Genomic DNA, 21214 nt, shown 5'->3' on the forward strand with positions numbered 1-21214 from the left:
GCGCCACGGCCGACCCCCCTGCCCCACCGGGCCGGCCCACAGGGCGGCGCGCCACAAATTCGGCAGGTACAGTGCGGAGATCAGCAGAACCCGCAGCGTGAGGCCCCCGCGTGTTGACCCAGACCACCTCCCGGGTGCTCGAACCGAGTGACCTGGACGCCGCGCTCGCCGTCCTCGACCGCGAGCCGGTCGCGAACGCCTTCGTGACGTCGCGGGTCCAGGTCGCGGGCCTCGACCCCTGGCGGCTCGGCGGCGAGATGTGGGGCTTCTACGAGGAGGGCATGCTGACCTCCCTGTGCTACGCGGGCGCCAACCTCGTCCCGATCTGCGCCGGCCCGCGTGCCGTGCGCGCCTTCGCCGACCGCGCCCGCAGGGCCGGCCGCCGCTGCTCCTCGATCGTCGGCCCCAGCGAGCCCACCACCCAGCTGTGGCAGCTGCTCGAACCCAGCTGGGGGCCCGCCCGCGAGATCCGCTCCCACCAGCCGCTCATGGTCACCGACCGGATGCCCGACGGCATCGCCCCGGACCCGTACGTCCGCCGCATCCGCAAGGACGAGCTGGAGACGATCATGCCGGCGTGCGTGGCGATGTTCACGGAGGAGGTCGGAGTCTCGCCGCTCGCCGGTGACGGCGGGCTGCTCTACCAGGCCCGGGTCGCCGAACTCGTCGGCTCCGGCCGCTCGTTCGCCCGTCTCGACGAGCACGGCAAGGTCGTCTTCAAGGCCGAGATCGGCGCGGCCACCGCCCAGGCCTGCCAGATCCAGGGCGTCTGGGTGGCCCCCGAGTACCGCGGACAGGGGTACGCGGCCCCGGGCATGGCCGCCGTGCTCCGCTACGCCCTGGCCGACATCGCCCCGATCGTCAGCCTCTACGTCAACGACTTCAACACCCCGGCCCGCAGGGCGTACCGAAAGGTGGGCTTCAGGGAAGTCGGCGCCTTCACCAGCGTCCTGTTCTAGCCGCACCTCACAGTGCCCGCCTGACGCTCGCACGAGCCCTGTAGTCTCCCCGGCATGCTGCGCTTTCCCGGTCACGGACACCGCCGGCCCGACGACGTCGTGATCGGTCCGCTCGACCTGTCCGCCCGGGTCGACGAGGCGCTCGCCGTGCAGGCCCTGGCCTTCGGACTCGGCTCCGACGAGGTCGCCGTACGCCGGCAGATCGTGCTGCGGCACATGGCCTACCCCGGAGCCCGCGCCCTCGGCGCCACCAGCAAGGGCCGCCTCCTCGGCTTCGTCTACGGCATGCCGAACGACCGCGCCCACTGGTGGTCCACCGTCGTCGAGCCCTATCTGCGCGCACAGGGGCACGAGGACTGGCTCGACGACTCGTTCGTGATCACCGAGCTGCACGTCCACCCCGACCACCAGAACCGCGGTGTCGGCCGCGCCCTGATCACGAACATCACCGACGGCGCCGCCGAGCCCCGCTCGATCCTCTCGGCGATCGACGTCGACAGCCCGGCCCGCGGCCTCTACCACTCCCTCGGCTACCAGGACCTGGCCCGCCAGGTCCTCTTCCCGAGCGCCCCGATGCCGTACGCCGTGATGGGCGCCCCGCTCCCGCTGCGGCGCCGTTAACCGATTTCCACCGGCGCAGGCCCCCCGGATAACCTCCTGCCATCACCCTTACGCAGACGGAGTACGAGAACCATGGCGAACGCACCGGTCCAGCGCATGTCCCAGTTGATGGCGAAGACGCTGCGTGACGACCCGGCGGACGCCGAGGTCCTCAGCCACAAGCTGCTCGTCCGCGCCGGTTACGTGCGCCGTACCGCCGCCGGCATCTGGAGCTGGCTGCCGCTCGGCAAGAAGGTCCTCGGCAACATCGAGCGGATCGTCCGTGAGGAGATGGACGCGATCGGCGCCCAGGAGGTGCTGCTCCCCGCCCTGCTGCCGCGGGTGCCGTACGACGCGACCGGCCGCTGGGACGAGTACGGCCCCGAGCTGTTCCGTCTCAAGGACCGCAAGGGCGGCGACTACCTCCTCGGCCCGACCCACGAGGAGATCTTCACCCTGCTCGTGAAGGACCAGGCGTCCTCCTACAAGGACCTGCCGGTCGTCCTCTACCAGATCCAGCACAAGTACCGCGACGAGGCCCGCCCCCGGGCCGGCATCCTGCGCGGCCGTGAGTTCCTGATGAAGGACTCGTACTCCTTCGACACCGACGACGAGGGCCTGGCGAAGTCCTACGCCCTGCACCGCCAGGCCTACCAGCGGATCTTCGAGCGCCTCGGCCTGGACTACCGCATCTGCGCCGCGACCGCGGGCGCGATGGGCGGCTCCAAGTCGGAGGAGTTCCTCGCCCCGGCCGAGGCCGGTGAGGACACCTTCGCGGACTGCCCGAACTGCGACTTCGCCGCCAACACCGAGGCGATCACGTACGAGTTGAAGCCGGTGGACGGCTCCGGCGTCGGTCCCGTCGAGGAGCTCGACACCCCGGACACCCCGACCATCGAGAGCCTTGCCGCCTTCCTCGGCGTGCAGGCCTCCGAGACCCTCAAGAACCTCCTGGTGAAGGTCGACGGCGAGATCGTTGCCATCGGTGTCCCCGGCGACCGCGAGGTCGACCTCGGCAAGGTCGAGGCGCACTTCGCGCCGGGCGTCGTCGAGATGGTCACCGAGACCGACTTCGCGGGCCGCCCGGACCTGGTCCGCGGCTACGTCGGACCGCAGGGCCTGGGCGAGAAGGTCAAGTACCTCGCCGACCCGCGCGTGGCCCCCGGCACCACCTGGATCACCGGTGCCAACAAGCCGGGCGTCCACGCCAGGAACGTCCAGGCCGGGCGCGACTTCGAGGTCGCGGAGTACGTCGACGTCGTGGTCGTCCAGGACGGCGACCCCTGCCCGAAGTGCGGCACCGGCCTCAAGCTGGACCGCGCCATCGAGATCGGCCACATCTTCCAGCTCGGCCGCAAGTACGCCGACGCCCTCAAGCTCGACGTCCTCGGCCAGAACGGCAAGCCGGTCCGCGTCACCATGGGCTCCTACGGCATCGGCGTCTCCCGCGCGGTCGCGGCCCTCGCCGAGCAGAGTGCCGACGAGCAGGGCCTGTGCTGGCCCGCCGAGGTCGCCCCGGCCGACGTCCACGTCGTCGCCGCCGGCAAGGCCCTGCAGACCGAACTCGCCCTCGACGTCTCGGAAAAGCTGCGCGCCGCCGGCCTCCGCGTCCTCGTCGACGACCGCGCCGGTGTCTCCCCGGGCGTGAAGTTCACCGACTCCGAACTCATCGGCGTCCCCAAGATCCTCGTCGCCGGCCGCCGCGCCGCCGACGGCGTACTGGAACTGAAGGACCGCAAGACCGGTGAGCGCGAGGAACTCACGGTGACCGAGGCAATCGCCCGCCTGACGGCATAGCCGGCCGCCCCTCCCGCGGCGACTGGGTGTCGCTGCGGGAGGCCGAGCGCCCCGACAGGGGCGCGGGGAACTGCGCGAGCGACCACGACGGGCCCGCGCCGGACGCACTTCCCCGCCCGCCTGATGGCGTAAGCCGACCTCCGGGCGAGGCGACCACGACGAGCCCGCAGCCGCGAACCCCCTCAGAGCCAGGCGGCGAACTCCAGCAAAAGCTCCGCATCCTTCGAGCGCCCCACCCGCAGCGCCCGCACCCCCGACTCCACGGCCCGGAACAGCGTCCACCCCCGCAGCCGCTCCTGATCCACGTACAGCGACTCCGCGAGCCGCTTGACCCGCCGCCGAGTCGTCGCCGCCCCCGACGGCGAGGCGATCAGGTCCTCCACCCGGTCGCGCACCAGCCGCGCCAGGTCGAAGGCGCACTCACCGACCACCGGATCGGGCCCGACCGCCAGCCACGGCATCCGCTCCCCGGCCAGCACCTTGCTCTGCCGGAACGTCCCGTGCAGCAGCCGCTCCTCGGGCGGCGCCGCCAGCAACGACCGGCGCGCCTCCACCGCGGCGTCCACCAGCGGCGCGACCTCGCCGAACCGCGACGCGGCCGCCCGCATCGCCTCGGCCTGCCGTCCGGTCCGCTCGGCGACCGTCTCGAAGGCGTGCCCGGCAGGGGGCTCGACCCACAGCCGCCGCAGCGTGCCCGCCGCCTCCAGCAGCGCCTTGGCCTCCGGCAGCGACCGCACCGACACCTCCGGATGCAGCCGCTCCAGCAGCAGCACACCCTCCGTGGCGGAGGCCTCCAGCAGGTGTACGGCACCCAGGCCGTCCCAGTGCGCGAGGGCGGCCCGCTCGCTCTCCGGACGCGCCCTGAGCGGGGCGAGCTTCAGCACCGCGGGACTGCCGTCCGGCCGCCGCACCAGCACGACCAGGCTGCTGCGCCCGCCGGGCACCTGCACCCGCTCCACGGTCAACTCGCGTAGCGCGACGGCCTGTTGCGCCGCCTCGGGCAGCTTCTCCAGCCAGTCGTCGCCGTCGGGTGCCGTCTCGCCGAGCGCCCTGACCAGACGCTGCGGCGGTTCGAAAGCCATGCGCGAGTCGTTCCCTTCAGTACGGGTCACACCGTGGGCGTCGGCGAGGCGGAAGCCGTGGCCGCCCGCTCGGCGAGCCCAGGGAAGGCTACGCTCTCGCCGTTCCAGCGCACCGCCCGCACCGCCGCCTCCCGCAGCGCCTCGGCGGCCGAGCGCCGCTGCTCGCCCCCGGTGGCCCGCACCAGGTCGGAGTAGACCCCGGCCACCCGGTCCTCCAGCACGGCGGCCAGCCGCACGGCGGCGTCCGAGTCCGACACCGCGAAGGGCAGCGCGTAGGCGGGCGCCGCGGCCACCGGCGCGGCTCCCAGATCGCGGATCTCGCGGGTCAGCGCGTCCCGCCGGGCCCGGTGCGCGTCGTAGGCCGCCCGGGCCTGGGTACGCCGCCCCTCGCGGATCCGCCCGCCGACGACGCCGTAGCCGTACACCGCCGCGTGCTCCGCGGCCAGCGCCGCCTGCAGGGCCTTCAGTTGCTTCTTGTCCGTCTCGTCGCTCACCGCGCGCCCTCCGTCAGCAGATACGCGTGCGCCGCACCGGCCGCCGCCACCGAGGCCAGCAGCCGCGCCAGTTCGCCCGGCAGGTCCACGAGCGCCGTCAGACGCCGGTCGGACAGCGCCCGCTCGGCGGCGGCGAGTTCGGCCAGCGCGGCCTTCTCGGTCGTCGGCGCGGCCGGGGCGCCGGACGCCGACGGCGACGCCGCCGTCCCGGTGCCGCCCCGGGTGACCGTCCCGCCGAACGACTCCGCATGGCGCACCACCTCGGCCCGCAGCGGCCCCAGCCGCTCCGCCACCGCCGGATGCGCGGCGATCACGGCGTCGTACCGCCCGAGCAGCCCCACGCTGTCCCGAGCCGCGAGCGCCCGAGCCTTCCGGGTCACCGACTGACTGCCCGAGGTGCCCTCCTCGGAGTCCCCGGACGCATCGGTGCAGCCCACCAGCAGGGCACCACCGGCAACGGAGGCGAGCAGGGACCTTCTGCGTGGCCCCGAGGGGACCACAGAGCGTAGGGGGTACGACACGGCTGACGTCCTCGGGGGGTGTGTACGAACACATGGGCGGTAACCGCCGTTGATCACGGTACCCGCGAAGTGGCCCGGTTGACGTCACCGGCCCGACCGGCGGCCCCGCCGCCCGAGGCAGGACGCAACACCCTCCGCGACCGGATACCCTTTGACCAGACACGCGACCTTCCCACAACAGCACACGCGGCCGAGGAGTCACCCGGATGAGCACCACCCAGAGCGAAAGGCTGCGAGAGCTCCTGGAACCGCTCGTCAACTCCCAGGGGCTGGATCTCGAAGAGATCGCAGTGGACTCCGTCGGACGCAAGCGTGTGCTGAGCGTCGTCGTCGACTCCGACTCCGGTGCCGACCTGGACCAGATCGCCGATGTGAGCCGTGCGCTCTCGGCGAAGCTCGACGACACGGACGCGATGGGCGAGGGCGAGTACACCCTCGAGGTCGGAACCCCCGGCGCGGAGCGCCCCCTCAAGGAACACCGGCACTATGTGCGCGCGGTGGGCCGCCTGGCGAAGTTCCAGCTGACCGCCGGCAAGGACCTGGTCGCCAGGATCCTGCAGGTCGACGACGAGGGCCTCGACCTTGAGGTGCCCGGCGTCAAGGGCCGCAGGCCCACCAGCCGCCGACTCGCCTTCTCCGAGATCGACAAGGCGCGCGTGCAGGTCGAGTTCAACCGCAAGGACAACGAGAAGCCTGATCAGAAGGAAGAGGAGGCGTAGCCGTGGACATCGACATGAGTGCCCTGCGGGGCTTGGTACGGGAGAAGGAGATCTCCTTCGACCTGCTGGTCGAGGCGATCGAGTCGGCCCTCCTCATCGCCTACCACCGCACCGAGGGAAGCCGCCGCCACGCGCGCGTGGAGCTCAACCGGGACACCGGCCACGTGACCGTGTGGGCGAAGGAGGACCCCGACGACCTCGACGAGGGCCAGGAGGCCCGCGAGTTCGACGACACCCCGTCCGGCTTCGGCCGTATCGCCGCCACCACCGCCAAGCAGGTCATCCTGCAGCGGCTGCGCGACGCCGAGGACGACGCGACGCTCGGCGAGTACGCCGGCCGCGAGGGCGACATCGTCACCGGAGTGGTCCAGCAGGGCCGCGACCCGAAGAACGTGCTCGTGGACATCGGCCGGCTCGAGGCCATCCTGCCGGTGCAGGAGCAGGTGCCGGGCGAGACGTATCCGCACGGGATGCGGCTGCGCTCGTACGTCGTACGAGTGGCGAAGGGCGTCCGCGGTCCCTCCGTCACCCTCTCGCGCACCCACCCCAATCTGGTGAAGAAGCTCTTCGCCCTGGAGGTGCCGGAGATCGCCGACGGCTCGGTGGAGATCGCCGCGATCGCCCGTGAGGCGGGCCACCGCACCAAGATCGCCGTGCGGTCCACCCGTTCGGGCCTGAACGCCAAGGGTGCCTGCATCGGCCCCATGGGCGGCCGGGTGCGCAACGTCATGGGCGAGCTGAACGGCGAGAAGATCGACATCGTCGACTGGTCGGACGACCCGGCCGAGATGGTGGCGAACGCGCTGTCGCCGGCGCGGGTCTCCAAGGTCGAGGTCGTCGACCTCGCCGCCCGCTCCGCGCGCGTGACGGTGCCGGACTACCAGCTGTCGCTGGCGATCGGCAAGGAAGGGCAGAATGCCCGGCTTGCGGCCCGGCTGACCGGCTGGCGGATCGACATCCGCCCGGACACCGAGCAGGCCCCGGAGCAGCGCGGGGAATAGATCCAGTCCGTTGGTCGCTCAGATCACGACAGTTGTGTGCGCGGAGCTGTTCGATTCTTGCCCCGAAGGGGTGAGGTCGCTTCGGGGAGGTAGACTTAAGGGTGTCTGGCCGGACGCGAGCCCGCGCATGCCCTGAGCGCACCTGTGTGGGGTGCAGGCAGCGAGCGGCCAAGAAGGATCTGCTGCGCATCGTGGCGATCGAGGGTGAATGCGTCCCCGATCATCGCGGTACGCTGCCCGGCCGGGGTGCATATGTGCACCCCGCCCTGGTCTGTCTCGACCTGGCGGTACGCCGCCGGGCGTTCACGAGGGCGCTGCGCGCCCCGGGAGCGCTCGACACAAAGGCGTTGCGCCTCTATGTCGAGCAGGCAACACCGTAAGACGTGGTCGTACGGAACCCCCGTGCGGCCCTGGTACCCCGCGAGTTGGAAGTAGGTCGAGATTGCGATGAGCACTCGATGAGCACGCGATGAGTACGCCCATGAAGTAGCGACGGTCCGGACGCACCCGGACCTAAAAGGAGCGAAGTGGCTAAGGTCCGGGTATACGAACTCGCCAAGGAGTTCGGGGTTGAGAGCAAGGTCGTCATGGCCAAGCTCCAGGAACTCGGTGAATTCGTCCGTTCGGCGTCTTCGACCATCGAAGCGCCCGTTGTCCGTAAGTTGACGGACGCCCTCCAGCAGGGCAACGGAGGCGGCAAGCCCGCCCCCGCACGCAAGGCTGCCCCGGCCAAGCCGGCAGCCCCCTCTCCCGCGCAGGCCGCCCGTCCGGCAGCCCCGCGCCCGCCGGCCCCCAAGCCGGCCGCAGCCGAGAAGCCCGCGGCCCCCGCCGCGCCGGCCACTCCCGGCCCCCGTCCCACCCCGGGCCCGAAGCCCGCGCCGCGGCCCGCCCCGGCGTCCCCGGCTCCGAGCGCGCCCGAGTTCACGGCACCTCCGGCGGCCCCCGCCGCGCCGGCCTCCGGTTCCGCCCCCCGTCCCGGCGCTCCGCGTCCGGGCGGCCAGGCCCCGCGTCCGGGCGCCCGTCCGGGCGGTCCCGGCCAGGGCGGTCAGGGCCGTGGCGGTGACCGCTCCGGCGGCGCGCGTCCCGGTACGCCGGGCCAGCGTCCCGGTGCCCGTCCGGCCGGTCCCCGTCCGGGCAACAACCCCTTCACCTCCGGCGGCTCCACCGGCATGGCGCGCCCGCAGGCGCCCCGTCCGGGCGGCGCCCCGCGTCCCGGTGGCCCCGGTGCCCCGGGCGGTGCCCCGCGTCCGCAGGGCTCCGGCCAGGGCCCGCGCCCGCAGGGTGCCGGCGGCGGTCCCCGTCCGCAGGCTCCCGGCGGCTCGCGTCCGACCCCGGGCGGCATGCCCCGTCCGCAGGGCGGCGGCCCCCGTCCCGGCGGCAGTCCCGGCGGCCCGCGTCCGAACCCCGGCATGATGCCGCAGCGTCCTGCTGCCGGCCCGCGTCCCGGCGGCGGTGGCCCCGGCGGCCGCGGTCCCGGCGGCGGCGGTCGTCCCGGTGGCGGCGGTCGTCCGGGCGGCGGCGGCTTCGCCGGTCGTCCCGGTGGCGGTGGCGGCGGCTTCGCCGGTCGTCCCGGTGGCGGCGGCGGTGGCGGCTTCGCCGGCCGTCCCGGCGGTCCCGGTGGCGGCGGTGGCCGTCCCGGCTTCGGCGGTCGTCCCGGTGGTCCGGGCGGTCGTGGTGGCACGCAGGGCGCCTTCGGCCGTCCCGGCGGTCCCGCGCGCCGTGGCCGCAAGTCGAAGCGGCAGAGGCGCCAGGAGTACGAGGCCATGCAGGCCCCGTCGGTCGGCGGCGTGATGCTGCCTCGCGGCAACGGCGAGTCCATTCGCCTGTCGCGCGGTGCGTCCCTCACCGACTTCGCGGAGAAGATCAACGCCAACCCGGCGTCGCTCGTCGCGGTCATGATGAACCTCGGCGAGATGGTCACGGCCACGCAGTCCGTCTCCGACGAGACGCTGCAGCTCCTCGCCGACGAGATGAACTACACGGTTCAGATCGTCAGCCCCGAGGAGGAGGACCGCGAGCTGCTCGAGTCCTTCGACATCGAGTTCGGCGAGGACGAGGGCGGCGAGGAGGACCTGGTCGTCCGTCCGCCGGTGGTGACCGTCATGGGTCACGTCGACCACGGCAAGACCCGCCTGCTCGACGCCATCCGCAAGACGAACGTCATCGCGGGCGAGGCCGGCGGCATCACCCAGCACATCGGTGCCTACCAGGTCGCGACCGAGGTCAACGACGAAGAGCGCAAGATCACCTTCATCGACACCCCGGGTCACGAGGCGTTCACCGCCATGCGTGCCCGTGGTGCGAAGTCGACCGACATCGCGATCCTGGTCGTCGCGGCCAACGACGGCGTCATGCCGCAGACGGTCGAGGCGCTCAACCACGCCAAGGCGGCCGACGTCCCGATCGTCGTCGCGGTCAACAAGATCGACGTCGAGGGTGCCGACCCGACCAAGGTGCGCGGTCAGCTGACCGAGTACGGCCTGGTGGCCGAGGAGTACGGCGGCGACACCATGTTCGTCGACATCTCCGCCAAGCAGGGTCTGCACATCGACTCCCTGCTGGAGGCCGTGGTCCTCACCGCGGACGCCTCGCTCGACCTGCGGGCCAACCCGAACCAGGACGCGCAGGGCATCTCCATCGAGTCCCGCCTCGACCGCGGCCGCGGTGCCGTCTCGACGGTGCTCGTCCAGCGAGGCACGCTGCGGGTCGGCGACACGATGGTCGTGGGCGACGCCTACGGCCGCGTGCGCGCCATGCTCGACGACAACGGCAACAACGTCGCCGAGGCCGGCCCGTCGACGCCGGTCCAGGTCCTGGGCCTGACCAACGTCCCGGGTGCGGGCGACAACTTCCTGGTGGTCGACGAGGACCGTACGGCCCGTCAGATCGCCGAGAAGCGCGCCGCCCGTGAGCGCAACGCCGCGTTCGCCAAGCGCACGCGCCGCGTGTCCCTGGAGGACCTGGACAAGGTGCTCAAGGCCGGCGAGGTCCAGCAGCTGAACCTGATCATCAAGGGCGACGCTTCCGGATCCGTCGAGGCGCTCGAGTCCTCCCTGCTCCAGCTGGACGTCGGCGAAGAGGTCGACATCCGCGTCCTGCACCGCGGCGTCGGTGCGGTCACGGAGTCGGACATCGACCTGGCGATGGGCTCCGACGCCATCGTGATCGGCTTCAACGTCCGCGCGGCCGGCCGCGCGGCGCAGATGGCCGAGCGCGAGGGCGTGGACGTGAGGTACTACTCGGTCATCTACCAGGCGATCGAGGAGATCGAGGCGGCCCTCAAGGGCATGCTCAAGCCGGAGTTCGAGGAGGTCGAGCTCGGTACGGCGGAGATCCGCGAGGTCTTCAAGTCGTCCAAGCTGGGCAACATCGCGGGTGTTCTCATCCGTTCCGGCGAGGTCAGGCGCAACACCAAGGCGCGCCTGGTCCGCGACGGCAAGGTCATCGCGGAGAACCTCAACATCGAGGGTCTGCGTCGCTTCAAGGACGACGTCACCGAGATTCGCGAAGGGTTCGAGGGCGGTATCAACCTCGGCAACTTCAACGACATCAAGGTCGACGACGTCATCGCGACGTACGAGATGCGCGAGAAGCCGCGCGTCTGATCCAGCACGCGATCGGGGCCGGTCGGCGGGAGCGAATTTCCGTCGATCGGCCCCGGCCGTTGCGTGTACGGTTCCGGTATCGGCGTACCAGCGCCCATACCCCGAACCGGCGGGACATCCGGAACACCTATGTACGTGGGGACTCTGTCCTTCGACCTGCTCCTCGGCGACGTCCACTCGCTGAAGGAGAAACGCTCTCTCGTCCGTCCGATCGTGGCCGAACTCCAGCGCAAGTACGCGGTGAGTGCGGCGGAGACGGGCAATCAGAACCTCCATCGCAGGGCCGAGATCGGGCTCGCGGTGGTCTCCGGGGACACGGCACACCTCACCGACGTACTGGACCGCTGCGAGCGGCTGGTCGCCGGGCGGCCCGAGGTGGAACTGCTCTCGGTTCGACGCAGGCTCCACAGCGACGAAGACTGAAGCAAGAAGTAAGCACTTAAGGAGACGGACCAGTGGCCGACAACGCGCGTGCCAAAAGGCTGGCGGACCTCATCCGGGAGGTGGTGGCCCAGAAGCTGCAGCGCGGGATCAAGGACCCGCGGCTCGGTTCGCACGTCACCATCACGGACACCCGGGTCACCGGAGACCTGCGGGAGGCGACTGTCTTCTACACGGTGTACGGGGACGACGAGGAGCGGGTCGCCGCGGCCGCCGGTCTGGAGAGCGCCAAGGGCGTGCTCCGTTCCGCGGTCGGTGCGGCGGCGGGCGTGAAGTTCACCCCGACGCTGACCTTCGTGGCCGACGCCCTGCCGGACACCGCCCGCACCATCGAGGACCTCCTCGACAAGGCGCGGCAGTCCGACGCCAAGGTGCGCGAGGTCTCGGCCGGCGCCAGCTACGCCGGTGAGGCCGACCCGTACCGGAAGCCGGGCGAGGACGAGGACGACGCCGCCGAATGACCCAGCAGAACCGGACGCCCGACGGGCTTGTCGTCGTCGACAAGCCGTCGGGCTTCACCTCGCACGACGTGGTCGCCAAGATGCGCGGCATCGCCCGCACCCGCCGCGTCGGGCACGCGGGCACCCTCGACCCCATGGCGACGGGCGTGCTCGTCCTCGGCGTCGAGCGGGCCACCAAGCTGCTCGGTCACCTCGCGCTGACCGAGAAGGAGTACCTGGGCACGATCCGCCTCGGGCAGACGACGGTCACGGACGACGCCGAGGGCGAGATCACGGGGTCGTACGACGCCTCGAAGGTCACCCGCGAGGCCGTCGACGCCCGGATCGCCGAGCTGACCGGCGAGATCATGCAGGTCCCGTCGAAGGTGAGCGCCATCAAGATCGACGGTGTGCGCTCGTACAAACGCGCCCGTGAGGGCGAGGACTTCGAGATCCCGGCCCGGCCGGTCACCGTCTCGTCCTTCGCGGTGTACGACATGCGCGAGGCGGTCGCCGAGGACGGCACCCCGGTGCTGGACCTGGTGGTGTCCGTCGTCTGCTCCTCCGGCACCTACATCCGGGCCCTGGCCCGGGACCTGGGTGCGGGTCTGGGCGTCGGCGGCCATCTCACCGCCCTGCGCCGCACCCGCGTCGGCCCCTACAAGCTGGACGGCGCCCGCACGCTGGACCAGCTGCAGCAGGAGCTGACCGTGCTGCCGATCGCCGAGGCGGCCGCGGCCGCGTTCCCGCGCTGGGACGTGGACGAGCGGCGGGCCCGGCTGCTCACCAACGGCGTACGCCTGGACATGCCCGAGATGTACGCCGGCCGCGGTCCCGTGGCCGTCTTCGACCCCGAGGGGCGCTTCCTCGCGCTCGTCGAGGAGCACAAGGGCAAGGCGAAGAGCCTGGCCGTCTTCGGCTGAGGGCCTCGCCGTCCTCGGCTGACGCGCTGCCGCGCCAGACCGGGGCCGGCTGCCCGTGGAGCGGCGATCACGGGGTTGTGCCGCCGCTCCACGGTCCCCCTCGGTTCCCCCACCCCTAGGGTGTATCCACCCACCCCCGTCTGTTCACCCGTCCGGGCAGGCGCTCGGAGTGAACCGAGGGAGCGGAAGGGGGCGCGTTCGCGGCTCGATCTGTCCCGCTGATCACACCGCGCCTAACGTCGAGGTGTGGGCACAGGTGTACGGCGGGGAGGTTCGGCCATGGCGGGACGGGGCCCGCGCAGCGGGAGCGGACACCGGCCGGGGGACAGCGGGCGCGAGGGACGGGCCACGGAGCGGCCCGCGCGGGACCCCGCCCTGGTCCGCATCCACGACCTCGCCGGCCGCCCCCGGGGCACCGGCTTCATGGCCGACCACCACGGCACCCTGATCACCAGCCACGAGGCCGTCGACGGTCTCGCCAGACTCGTCCTGCACACCGCCGACGACCGCACCTGCCTGGTGACCGCGGAGGCGGTGACCCCGCTGCCCGCCCTGGACCTGGCCCTCGTCCGCACGGAGGGGCTCGGCGTGGGCCCGCTGCCGGTCACCGTGCGGGACCGGGTCGAGACGGGCACCTATGTGCGCATCCTCGCCGGATGCTGGCGCGAGGCACGGGTGCTCGCCGAGACCTCCGTGACGTACGCGGCCACCGACCGCTTCCATCTCCTGGACGACGCACTGGAGTTGGCGATCGGCACGGACGGCCGGGACGCGCTGCGGCTCGGCGGCGGAGCGGCCGGAGGACCGGTGCTGGACACGGTCACCGGCGCCGTCGTCGGCGTCCTCGGCACCGCCCTGCAGTCCGGCCACCGCGACGTGGGCTTCGCCGTCACGCTCCGCCCCGCGCCGAGCGGCCCGCTCGCCGACCTCCTCGCCCGGAACGCGGCGACGGTGCCCGCCTACGGCGCCGACCTGAACCTGGCCGGCGTCCTGGAACTCACCGCCACCTCGGTGGGTCAGGACGGGCCGCCGGGCGCCCTGGCGGGACAGGCGGGCGAGACGGTCCCGCCGGTCGAACGGGCCGCAACGGCAGGGGAGTTCGCCGCCTTCGGCCGCGGCCCGGCCGCCGTCCTCGGCCTCGTCGGCCCACCCGGAAGCGGCCGTACGACCGAACTCGCCGCGCTCGCCGCCCGCCGCCACGGCGGAGTCGAACCGGCCCCGACCCTGTGGCTGCGCGGCGCCGACCTCACCGACGAGGACACCTCGGTCGCCGACGCCGTCGGCCGGGCGCTCGCCCGCGCCGCCCGCATCGTTGCGGCGTCCGGCACCGCCGGCACCTCGGACCTCGGCGACCTCACCCCCGAACTCGTGGCCGACGTGGCCCGCGCCGCGGACCGCCCGCTGCTGCTCCTCCTGGACGGCCCCGAGGAGATGCCGCCCGTACTGGCGCACCGTCTGCGGGAGTGGACGCGGGGGACGGCGGACTGGCTGCGCCGGACGGGGGCGCGGCTGGTGGTGGCGTGCAGGGCGGAGTACTGGGAGCGGGCGGGGGCCGAGTTCCCGCAGGAGACCCTGCACGGGGAGTCCGACCCGGGCGGGCTCCCGGCCTGCGTACGCCTCGGTGACCTGCGCGAGGACGAGGCCCGCACCGCACGCGCGCGGTACGGCATCCCCGAGGGCGCCCTGGAGGAGTCCGACGCGCGCCACCCGCTCACCCTCCGGCTGCTCTCGGAGGTCCGCGCCGCCCTCCCGGACGCTCCGCACACGCGCGTGGACCGCGACGAGGTCTTCGCGGCCCACCTCGACCTGATGTGCCTGCGCATCGCCGTCCGGCTGGCCGCCGAGAACGGCCTGCGCGGCACCGCCGTACGCCGTCTCGCGGCCAGGGTCGCCGGACAGGTGCACGAGGCAGCCCGGCGCAGCCTCGGCCCCGGGCAGGGCGAGCTGGACCGGGAGACCTTCGAGGCGGTGTTCCCGTGGGGGCAGGCCCCCGCACGGCTCGGCGGCGGCACCGGCTGGGCGTCCGCCGTCCTCACCGAGGGCCTGCTCGTCCCGGCCGGCAGCGGCTACCGCTTCGCCCACGAGGAGCTCGCCGACTGGATCCAGGGCATGCACCTCGACCTCGGGGAGGCCCTGCAGACGCTGGTCCACCGCGACCGCACCCCCGGCGACGACGGCCTGCTCTCCGTGCCGCACCACCGCATCGGCCCCGTCGTGCAGGCACTGCTGCTGCTCGCCCGCCAGCACGGAGCTCCCCGACTGACCGCGCTTCTGCGGGAGTTGACGCACGCCCTGGACAGGGACCCGCACTCCTGGTGGGCCGCCCGCCTCCTCACCGAGACGCTGCTGCGCGTGCCGGACGCCACGCCGTATCTGCCCGTCCTGCGGATGCTCGCCGACCGGGTCGTGGCGGCGCGCGGTCAGGACATCCCCAAGTCCCCTGCGGCGACGCCTGGTCGCCCGCCCGCCCCGGCGGTCCCGCCCGTCCCGACCGCCTTCGGCCCCGGCTTCTGGACCGCCCTGCCGCTCCCGCGGAGCGAACGGCTCGGTCTGCTGCGCCATCTCCTCCTCGCCGACGGCCCGCCCCAGGAGCCCGGCCCCCGGTTCCTCGACGCCGTCTCCCGCCTCCTGGCCGCGGACCCCACCGCCGTACAGCCCCTCCTCGCGGACTGGTTCGACGACGACCGCCCGCTGCCCGCGACCCCGCACGCGAGTGTCGCGAAGGCGGCGCAGGCGCTGCTGCACACCCACCGGCGGCTCGCCCTGGACGAACTGACCGAGGTGCTCGTCGGATGCGCGCACCGGCGGGCGGACGAACTGCTCGCCGTGCTCGCGGAGGACGAGCCCTCGGCCGTGTGCCGGGCCGTCGACCGCTGGGCGCACGACGAACGGCCCGCGCGGCGCGTGGCGGCCGTGGCGTACGGCCTGCGCGCCGCTCCGCACATCCGCACCGAGGCCGACCGCGAACTGCTGCGCTACGCGGCGCTCGCCCTGCTCGCCGACCCCGCCGACTGCACCCTGCACGGCGGCGCGCTCGCCCTTCTCGTGCGCGATCCACGCACGCGTGCCCGCCATCTCCCGCAAGCCCTGCGGCACTTCGCCGCCGACGACCCGCACTTCCCGCCGAACGCACTGGTCCCGGCGCTCGCCACCCACCCGGAGCCCGTCCTCGACGCCTTCCGCGACCGGCTGCGCAGGCCGGACGCGGGCCGGGCGCTGCGCACGCTCGCCGACGTGACCACGCCCCCGCTCGCACGCCGGGTCGCCGCACTGGTGCGGGACGCGGTGGAGCGGCGCCCGGAGACCGCCGCCGACGTGGCCGCCTACGTCGACCGCGGGCTCGATCAGGGACCGGCCGCCCGGGCCGTGCTCTTCCCGCTGGTCACCGGCCTCCTGGACGGCGGTCCCGAAGAGGTGCGGACCGCTCTCGCCGCGGTGCTCGCCGGACCCGGCGCCCCCGCGTCCCGCCTTCTGCGCCGCGAACTCCTCGACTTCCTGCTGACGCACGAACACGCCCCCGCCGTCCTGGACGCCCTGCTGCACGCCGCCGGCCGGCACGGCGGCGACGACGCGCGCGACCTGGTGCACCGCACCGGCCTGCTCCTCGTCCGCACCCCGGACGGCGCGGCCCGCTTCGACCGCGGCCTGGTCGAACTGGCCCGGCACGTGCCGGGCTTCGCCGCCCGTACGGCCGGCTGGCTGGCGGACACGCCGCAGGCCTGGGCGGCCGTGGTGGGGCCCAGCACACGCCGGATGATCGAGAACCTCTCGGGCGTCCACGTACCCGTCTGAGCCGTGCACGCGCGTGCGTCGGGTCACAGCCCCCATGCCGATGAGGGCGGTCCGCGTCCGGCATGGCACCCTTAGACCTGCGTAAGACGTCGATGGACACGGACACGGGTTCGAGGAGCGGTCACAGTGCAGCGCTGGCGTGGCTTGGAGGACATCCCCGAGGACTGGGGGCGCAGCGTCGTCACCATCGGGTCCTACGACGGCGTCCACCGCGGGCACCAGCTGATCATCAGGCATGCCGTGGACCGCGCGCGTGAGCTGGGCGTTCCCTCCGTCGTCGTCACCTTCGACCCGCACCCCAGCGAGGTCGTCCGCCCGGGCAGCCACCCGCCGCTGCTCGCCCCGCACCACCGGCGCGCCGAGCTGATGGCGGACCTGGGCGTGGACGCCGTCCTCATCCTGCCCTTCACCACCGAGTTCTCGAAGCTGTCGCCGGCCGACTTCGTGGTCAAGGTCCTGGTCGACAAGCTGCACGCCAGGGCCGTCGTCGAGGGCCCGAACTTCCGCTTCGGCCACAAGGCGGCGGGCAACGTCGACTTCCTCGCCGAGCAGGGCAAGGTGTACGACTACGAGGTCGAGGTCGTCGACCTGTACGTGACCGGCGAGGCGGGCGGCGGGGAGCCCTTCTCCTCCACCCTGACCCGGCGCCTGGTCGCCGAGGGCGACGTCGCGGGCGCGGCGGAGATCCTCGGCCGCCCGCACCGCGTGGAGGGCGTCGTGGTGCGCGGCGCCCAGCGCGGCCGCGAACTGGGCTTCCCGACGGCCAACGTCGAGACCCTGCCCCACACCGCGATCCCCGCCGACGGCGTCTACGCCGGCTGGCTGCACGCCCAGGGCGAGGTGATGCCGGCCGCGATCTCCGTCGGCACGAACCCGCAGTTCGACGGCACCGAGCGCACGGTGGAGGCGTACGCCATCGACCGTGTGAGCCTGGATCTGTACGGCCTGCACGTCGCCGTCGACTTCCTCGCCTTCGTGCGCGGCCAGGCGAAGTTCGAGTCGCTGGAGGCCCTGCTGGAGCAGATGGCCGAGGACGTCAAGCGCTGCCGGGAGCTCGTGGCCGCCGCCGAGTAGCCACCCCTACGACGCCGAAGGGCGGCCGGTGCTCACAGGCACCGGCCGCCCTTCGCCGTTCACGCGCTACGGCTACGGCTACTGCTGCGGCGGCGGATTCTGCGGGTAGCCGTAGCCGGGCTGACCCGGCTGAGGCGGCTGGGGCTGACCGGGCTGCGGGTACGGCTGGCCCGGGGCCTGCGGGTACTGCTGCCCGGGCCGGCCGGGCTGACCCGGCTGCGCGGGCGGCTGGCCCTGCTGCGGATAGGGCTGACCCGGGGCGTAGGGCTGACCGGGCTGCGGGGGCTGGGGCGCCTGCGGGTAGGGCCCCGGCTGACCGGGCGCCTGCTGTCCGGGTACCGGCTGGCCGGGGGCGTACGGCTGGCCCGGCATCGGCGGGGCGGCGACCGGCGGCGGGTTGCCGTCGGAGGTCCACAGGCCGTGCATCTGCTGATGCCGTACGAAGTCCTCGGCGATCATCGCCGCGAGGTTGAAGTACGCTTCCCGCACCTTGGGCCGCATCATGTCGAGATCGACCTCGGCACCGGCGGCGAGGTGCTCGTCGAAGGGCACGACCACGACCCCGCGGCACCGCGTCTCGAAGTGGCTGACGATGTCCTCCACCTTGATCATCTTGCCGGTCTCGCGCACACCGGAGATGACGGTGAGGGACCGCGACACCAGGTCGGCGTAGCCGTGCGCGGACAGCCAGTCCAGGGTCGTACTGGCGCTGCTCGCACCGTCCACCGACGGCGTCGAGATGATGATGAGCTGGTCGGCGAGGTCGAGCACACCGCGCATGGCGCTGTAGAGCAGACCGGTGCCGGAGTCGGTCAGGATGATCGGGTACTGCCTGCCGAGCACGTCGATGGCGCGCCGGTAGTCCTCGTCGTTGAAGGTCGTGGAGACGGCCGGGTCGACGTCGTTGGCGATGATCTCCAGCCCCGAGGGGGCCTGGGACGTGAACCGCCGGATGTCCATGTACGAGTTGAGGTACGGGATCGCCTGGACGAGGTCACGGATGGTGGCCCCGGTCTCGCGCCGGACCCGGCGGCCGAGCGTGCCGGCGTCCGGGTTGGCGTCGATCGCGAGGATCTTGTCCTGCCGCTCGGTGGCGAGCGTGGCGCCGAGCGCGGTGGTGGTCGTGGTCTTGCCGACACCGCCCTTGAGGCTGATGACCGCGATGCGGTAGCAGGACAGCACGGGCGTCCGGATCAGCTCGAGCTTGCGGTTCCGCTCGGCCTCCTCCTTCTTCCCGCCGATCTTGAACCGGCTCGGCGTGGCCGCGGGCCGCCCACTCTTCGCCTTCTGCTTCTTGTTGAGCAGGCGATCGCTCGACAGCTCCACGGCGGCGGTGTAACCCAGCGGCGCGGCACCGGGGTTGGTCATCTGCCGCTGATCGTGCTGCACGGGCTGCGGCCACGCGGCCCCGACCCGCGGGTCCACGGGCTGCTGCGGGGGCTGGGGGGCCTGCGGCGCCTGGGGTGCCTGTGGTGCCTGGGGCGCTTGCGGGTTGGGCTGGGGTTGGCCCTGCAGGGCTGCGCCGGGCTGCGGGAAGCCGTATCCGCCGGGGGTGTTGGGAGCGGGCGGGGCGGGCTGCTGCGGGGGCTGCGGCGTCTGCGGGTTGGGCTGGGGCTGGCCGTGCGGGGCTGCGCCGGGCTGCGGGAAGCCGTACCCGCCCGGTGCGGTGGGGGCCGGCGGGGCAGGCGGCGTGGGCTGGGGTGCCTGGGCGTTCGGCTGCGGCTGGGCCTGGCCCTGCGGGAAGCCGTAACCGCCGGGCTGGGCGGGGGAGTTGGGGTTCGGTGGGGCGGCGGGCGCGGGGGCGCCCGGCTGCGGCTGGGCCTGGCCCTGCGGGAAGCCGTAACCGCCGGGCTGGGCGGGGGAGTTGGGGTTTGGCGGGGCGGCGGGCGTGGGGGTGCCCGGCTGCGGGAAGCCGTAGCCGCCCTGCGGGTCGGGTACGGGCGCCGGTGCGGGCTGCGGAGCGGCCGGGGGCTGCGGCTGGTTCCAGGCGGCGGGGGCCGGCTGCGGAGCCTGCGGCTGGAAGTGCGGCTGCTGCGGCGGCACGGGCGGCTGACCCGGTGCGGCGGCCGCGGGCTGCTGCGGTGCGGGCGCCGTCGGCTCCGGCTGCTGACCCGGCTGGGTCTGCTGCGGCTGCACCGGCCACTGGGCCGCGGGACCGGGCGCGGCGGGCTGGTACGACGGAGGCAGCGGCGGGAGCCCGCCCTGCGGCGCCGGCGGGGGAGTCCAGGCGGGCGGTGCGTCCTGCGGGGCCTCGGCCGTACCCGGGACGGCGTCCTGCGGCTCCTCGGCCGGGGACTCACCACCCTGGGAAGCCACGGCGTCCTCAGGCTCCCCGCCCTGGGGGACCGCGTCCGCGGGCACGGCGTCGGAGGGTTCGTCCTCCGGCTCGGCCTCGTCCGCAGCCGCCTCTTCCGGGGCGTCCTCCTCGAGTGCGGCGTCCTCGCCTTCCGCGGGCGCGTCGGCGGATTCGGCGGACTCACCGGACTCGGCGGACGAGGCGGATTCGGCAGAGGACTCGGGGAGCACGTCCACGTCGCCCGAGGCGTCCCCGTCGCTCGCGTCGCTCCCGTCGCCCACATGTCCGTCGTCGGCCGTGACGGCATCGTCCTCGGCGGCGGCCTCACTCTCCGCAGACGCGGGAGCGTCCGTCACCGCGACGTCATCGCCCGGCGCTCCAACCTCGGCCTCGGTCTCGGCCTCGGCCTCGGCCCCAGCTTCTGCCTCGGCCCCCTCCTCGTCCGTGCCGCCGACCGCGTCAGGCTCCGCGCTGGGCGCGTCACCCCCGTCCGGCTGCCACAGCTTGGCCTCGGCCTCGGCGGCAGCGGCGCGCTCCGCGATCTCCCGCTTGAGCGCGACGGAGGAGAACCGCATGGTGGCGCCGCTCTCCAGGTCGCCGTTCCCGGACTCCTCCTCGGGGGACTGCGACGGGAACCCGCCCGCCGGAGCGTCCCCCGACGGCTGAGGCTCGAACCCGCTCCCCACCGGAAGCTTGGGCACCGCCCCCGGACCACCGCTCGGCGGCGCAGGGGGCGCAGGAGGAGCAGGCGGCGCAGCGGGTGCGGACGCCGCAGGCGGCGCGGGCGGTGTGAAGGGCGCACCCGGAGCGGGAGCCGGCGGCGTGAAAGGAGCCCCCGGGGCGGGTGCCGGCGGAGGCGGAGGTGGCGTGAACGGAGCCCCGGGCGCGGGCGCCGGAGCAGCGGCCGGGCCGTCGGAGGACGTACGCCTCTGCATCGAGTGGGCCGGCGGGCTCAGCCCCGGCAGCGAGGAGAGCGAGAAGTCGGAGGGAGACCCCGAGGCGCTCGGAGCCGCCGGCGCACCGGACGACGCACTGCCGGGGCCGGAGGCGTGGGACGTACCGGACGTACCGCCTCCGCCCCCGCTGCCCGCGTTGTTCTCCGAGGGCTCGGAGTTCTCGGAGCTGCCGGAGTTCTCCGACTTCTCCGACTTCTCCGACGCGTTCTGCGTGTACCAGGCAGGTGGTGCGTAGTCGATGGTGAACTCGCCCGTCGTCTCGACGGCGGACTCCGCGTCGGGCTGGTCATCGCCGGGTGTGGCCCAGCCCCCGCGGATCCCGTCCCGATCGCTGCTCACAATTCCTCCTGGTGTGCTCGAGCACCCTCATGCCGTGCTGGGGCGACCCTTGCTGTCGTCCTGTGTCGTTCTGAGGTCGTCCGAAATCACCGGCTCTCCCCCTGAGGCGCCGCCACCTGGTCCACCGGTCGGCGACGCGCACTCGTCCCAGCCTAATCGCCAGTAGCCTCAGCAC

The 21214-nt window shown here is 73.5% G+C and carries 16 protein-coding genes; 12 read left to right on the plus strand and 4 right to left on the minus strand.

The window, feature by feature from the left end; genetic code table 11:
- Positions 1–110 precede the first annotated feature (110 nt).
- The 3 genes from MQN93_RS33620 to MQN93_RS33630 all read left to right on the plus strand — a co-directional run bounded on the left by MQN93_RS33620 (position 111) and on the right by MQN93_RS33630 (position 3356).
- Positions 111–959, plus strand: a complete 849-nt coding sequence (locus tag MQN93_RS33620; protein ID WP_016432325.1) for a GNAT family N-acetyltransferase — start codon at positions 111–113, stop codon at positions 957–959.
- Positions 960–1013: 54 nt separating this feature from the next.
- Positions 1014–1580, plus strand: coding sequence for a GNAT family N-acetyltransferase (locus MQN93_RS33625; protein WP_016432324.1), 567 nt, complete (start codon positions 1014–1016; stop codon positions 1578–1580).
- A 72-nt stretch (positions 1581–1652) separates the two neighbouring features.
- Complete coding sequence (locus MQN93_RS33630) at positions 1653–3356, plus strand: proline--tRNA ligase (RefSeq protein WP_242712511.1); 1704 nt, start codon at positions 1653–1655, stop codon at positions 3354–3356.
- Positions 3357–3538: 182 nt separating this feature from the next.
- Here MQN93_RS33630 and MQN93_RS33635 read toward each other — a convergent pair whose 3' ends face one another.
- The 3 genes from MQN93_RS33635 to MQN93_RS33645 are packed head-to-tail and all read right to left on the minus strand — an operon-like array spanning position 3539 to position 5453.
- Positions 3539–4438: an aminoglycoside phosphotransferase family protein gene (locus tag MQN93_RS33635; RefSeq protein ID WP_242712512.1), complete on the minus strand. Its 900-nt coding sequence runs from the start codon at positions 4436–4438 to the stop codon at positions 3539–3541.
- A 26-nt stretch (positions 4439–4464) separates the two neighbouring features.
- Positions 4465–4932: a ferritin-like domain-containing protein gene (locus MQN93_RS33640; RefSeq protein WP_016432321.1), complete on the minus strand. Its 468-nt coding sequence runs from the start codon at positions 4930–4932 to the stop codon at positions 4465–4467.
- Positions 4929–5453 (minus strand): hypothetical protein, encoded by a 525-nt coding sequence (locus MQN93_RS33645; RefSeq protein WP_242712513.1) that lies wholly within the window; start codon positions 5451–5453, stop codon positions 4929–4931. Before MQN93_RS33645 ends, MQN93_RS33640 begins: the two co-directional genes overlap by 4 nt.
- Before the next feature lie 206 nt (positions 5454–5659).
- Between MQN93_RS33645 and rimP the strand changes: the two genes are divergently transcribed.
- The 9 genes from rimP (at position 5660) to MQN93_RS33690 (ending at position 17448) form a co-directional block, all read left to right on the plus strand.
- Complete coding sequence (gene rimP, locus MQN93_RS33650) at positions 5660–6172, plus strand: ribosome maturation factor RimP (RefSeq protein ID WP_016432319.1); 513 nt, start codon at positions 5660–5662, stop codon at positions 6170–6172.
- A gap of 2 nt (positions 6173–6174) precedes the next feature.
- Positions 6175–7173, plus strand: a complete 999-nt coding sequence (nusA, locus tag MQN93_RS33655; RefSeq protein WP_016432318.1) for a transcription termination factor NusA — start codon at positions 6175–6177, stop codon at positions 7171–7173.
- 101 nt (positions 7174–7274) lie between these two features.
- Positions 7275–7553, plus strand: coding sequence for a YlxR family protein (locus MQN93_RS33660; RefSeq protein ID WP_181362675.1), 279 nt, complete (start codon positions 7275–7277; stop codon positions 7551–7553).
- A gap of 147 nt (positions 7554–7700) precedes the next feature.
- Positions 7701–10778: a translation initiation factor IF-2 gene (gene infB / locus MQN93_RS44295; protein WP_242712514.1), complete on the plus strand. Its 3078-nt coding sequence runs from the start codon at positions 7701–7703 to the stop codon at positions 10776–10778.
- A 129-nt stretch (positions 10779–10907) separates the two neighbouring features.
- On the plus strand, positions 10908–11201 hold the full coding sequence (locus MQN93_RS33670) for a DUF503 domain-containing protein (protein WP_016432314.1): 294 nt from the start codon (positions 10908–10910) through the stop codon (positions 11199–11201).
- A gap of 32 nt (positions 11202–11233) precedes the next feature.
- Positions 11234–11680 carry a 30S ribosome-binding factor RbfA gene (rbfA, locus tag MQN93_RS33675; protein ID WP_242712515.1) on the plus strand — a complete coding sequence of 149 codons (447 nt, stop codon included), beginning with the start codon at positions 11234–11236 and terminating at the stop codon, positions 11678–11680.
- Positions 11677–12582: a tRNA pseudouridine(55) synthase TruB gene (gene truB, locus MQN93_RS33680; RefSeq protein WP_242712516.1), complete on the plus strand. Its 906-nt coding sequence runs from the start codon at positions 11677–11679 to the stop codon at positions 12580–12582. The genes rbfA and truB overlap by 4 nt, the downstream gene beginning before the upstream one ends.
- A gap of 279 nt (positions 12583–12861) precedes the next feature.
- Positions 12862–16374, plus strand: coding sequence for a trypsin-like peptidase domain-containing protein (locus MQN93_RS33685; protein ID WP_242712517.1), 3513 nt, complete (start codon positions 12862–12864; stop codon positions 16372–16374).
- Positions 16375–16500: 126 nt separating this feature from the next.
- On the plus strand, positions 16501–17448 hold the full coding sequence (locus MQN93_RS33690) for a bifunctional riboflavin kinase/FAD synthetase (RefSeq protein ID WP_242712518.1): 948 nt from the start codon (positions 16501–16503) through the stop codon (positions 17446–17448).
- 78 nt (positions 17449–17526) lie between these two features.
- On the opposite strand, the gene MQN93_RS33695 is transcribed toward MQN93_RS33690, so the two are convergent.
- Positions 17527–21039: an SCO5717 family growth-regulating ATPase gene (locus MQN93_RS33695; RefSeq protein ID WP_308404478.1), complete on the minus strand. Its 3513-nt coding sequence runs from the start codon at positions 21037–21039 to the stop codon at positions 17527–17529.
- Between the last annotated feature and the right edge of the window lie 175 nt (positions 21040–21214).

Source organism: Streptomyces spinosisporus, assembly GCF_022698145.1.
Lineage (GTDB): Bacteria > Actinomycetota > Actinomycetes > Streptomycetales > Streptomycetaceae > Streptomyces > Streptomyces spinosisporus.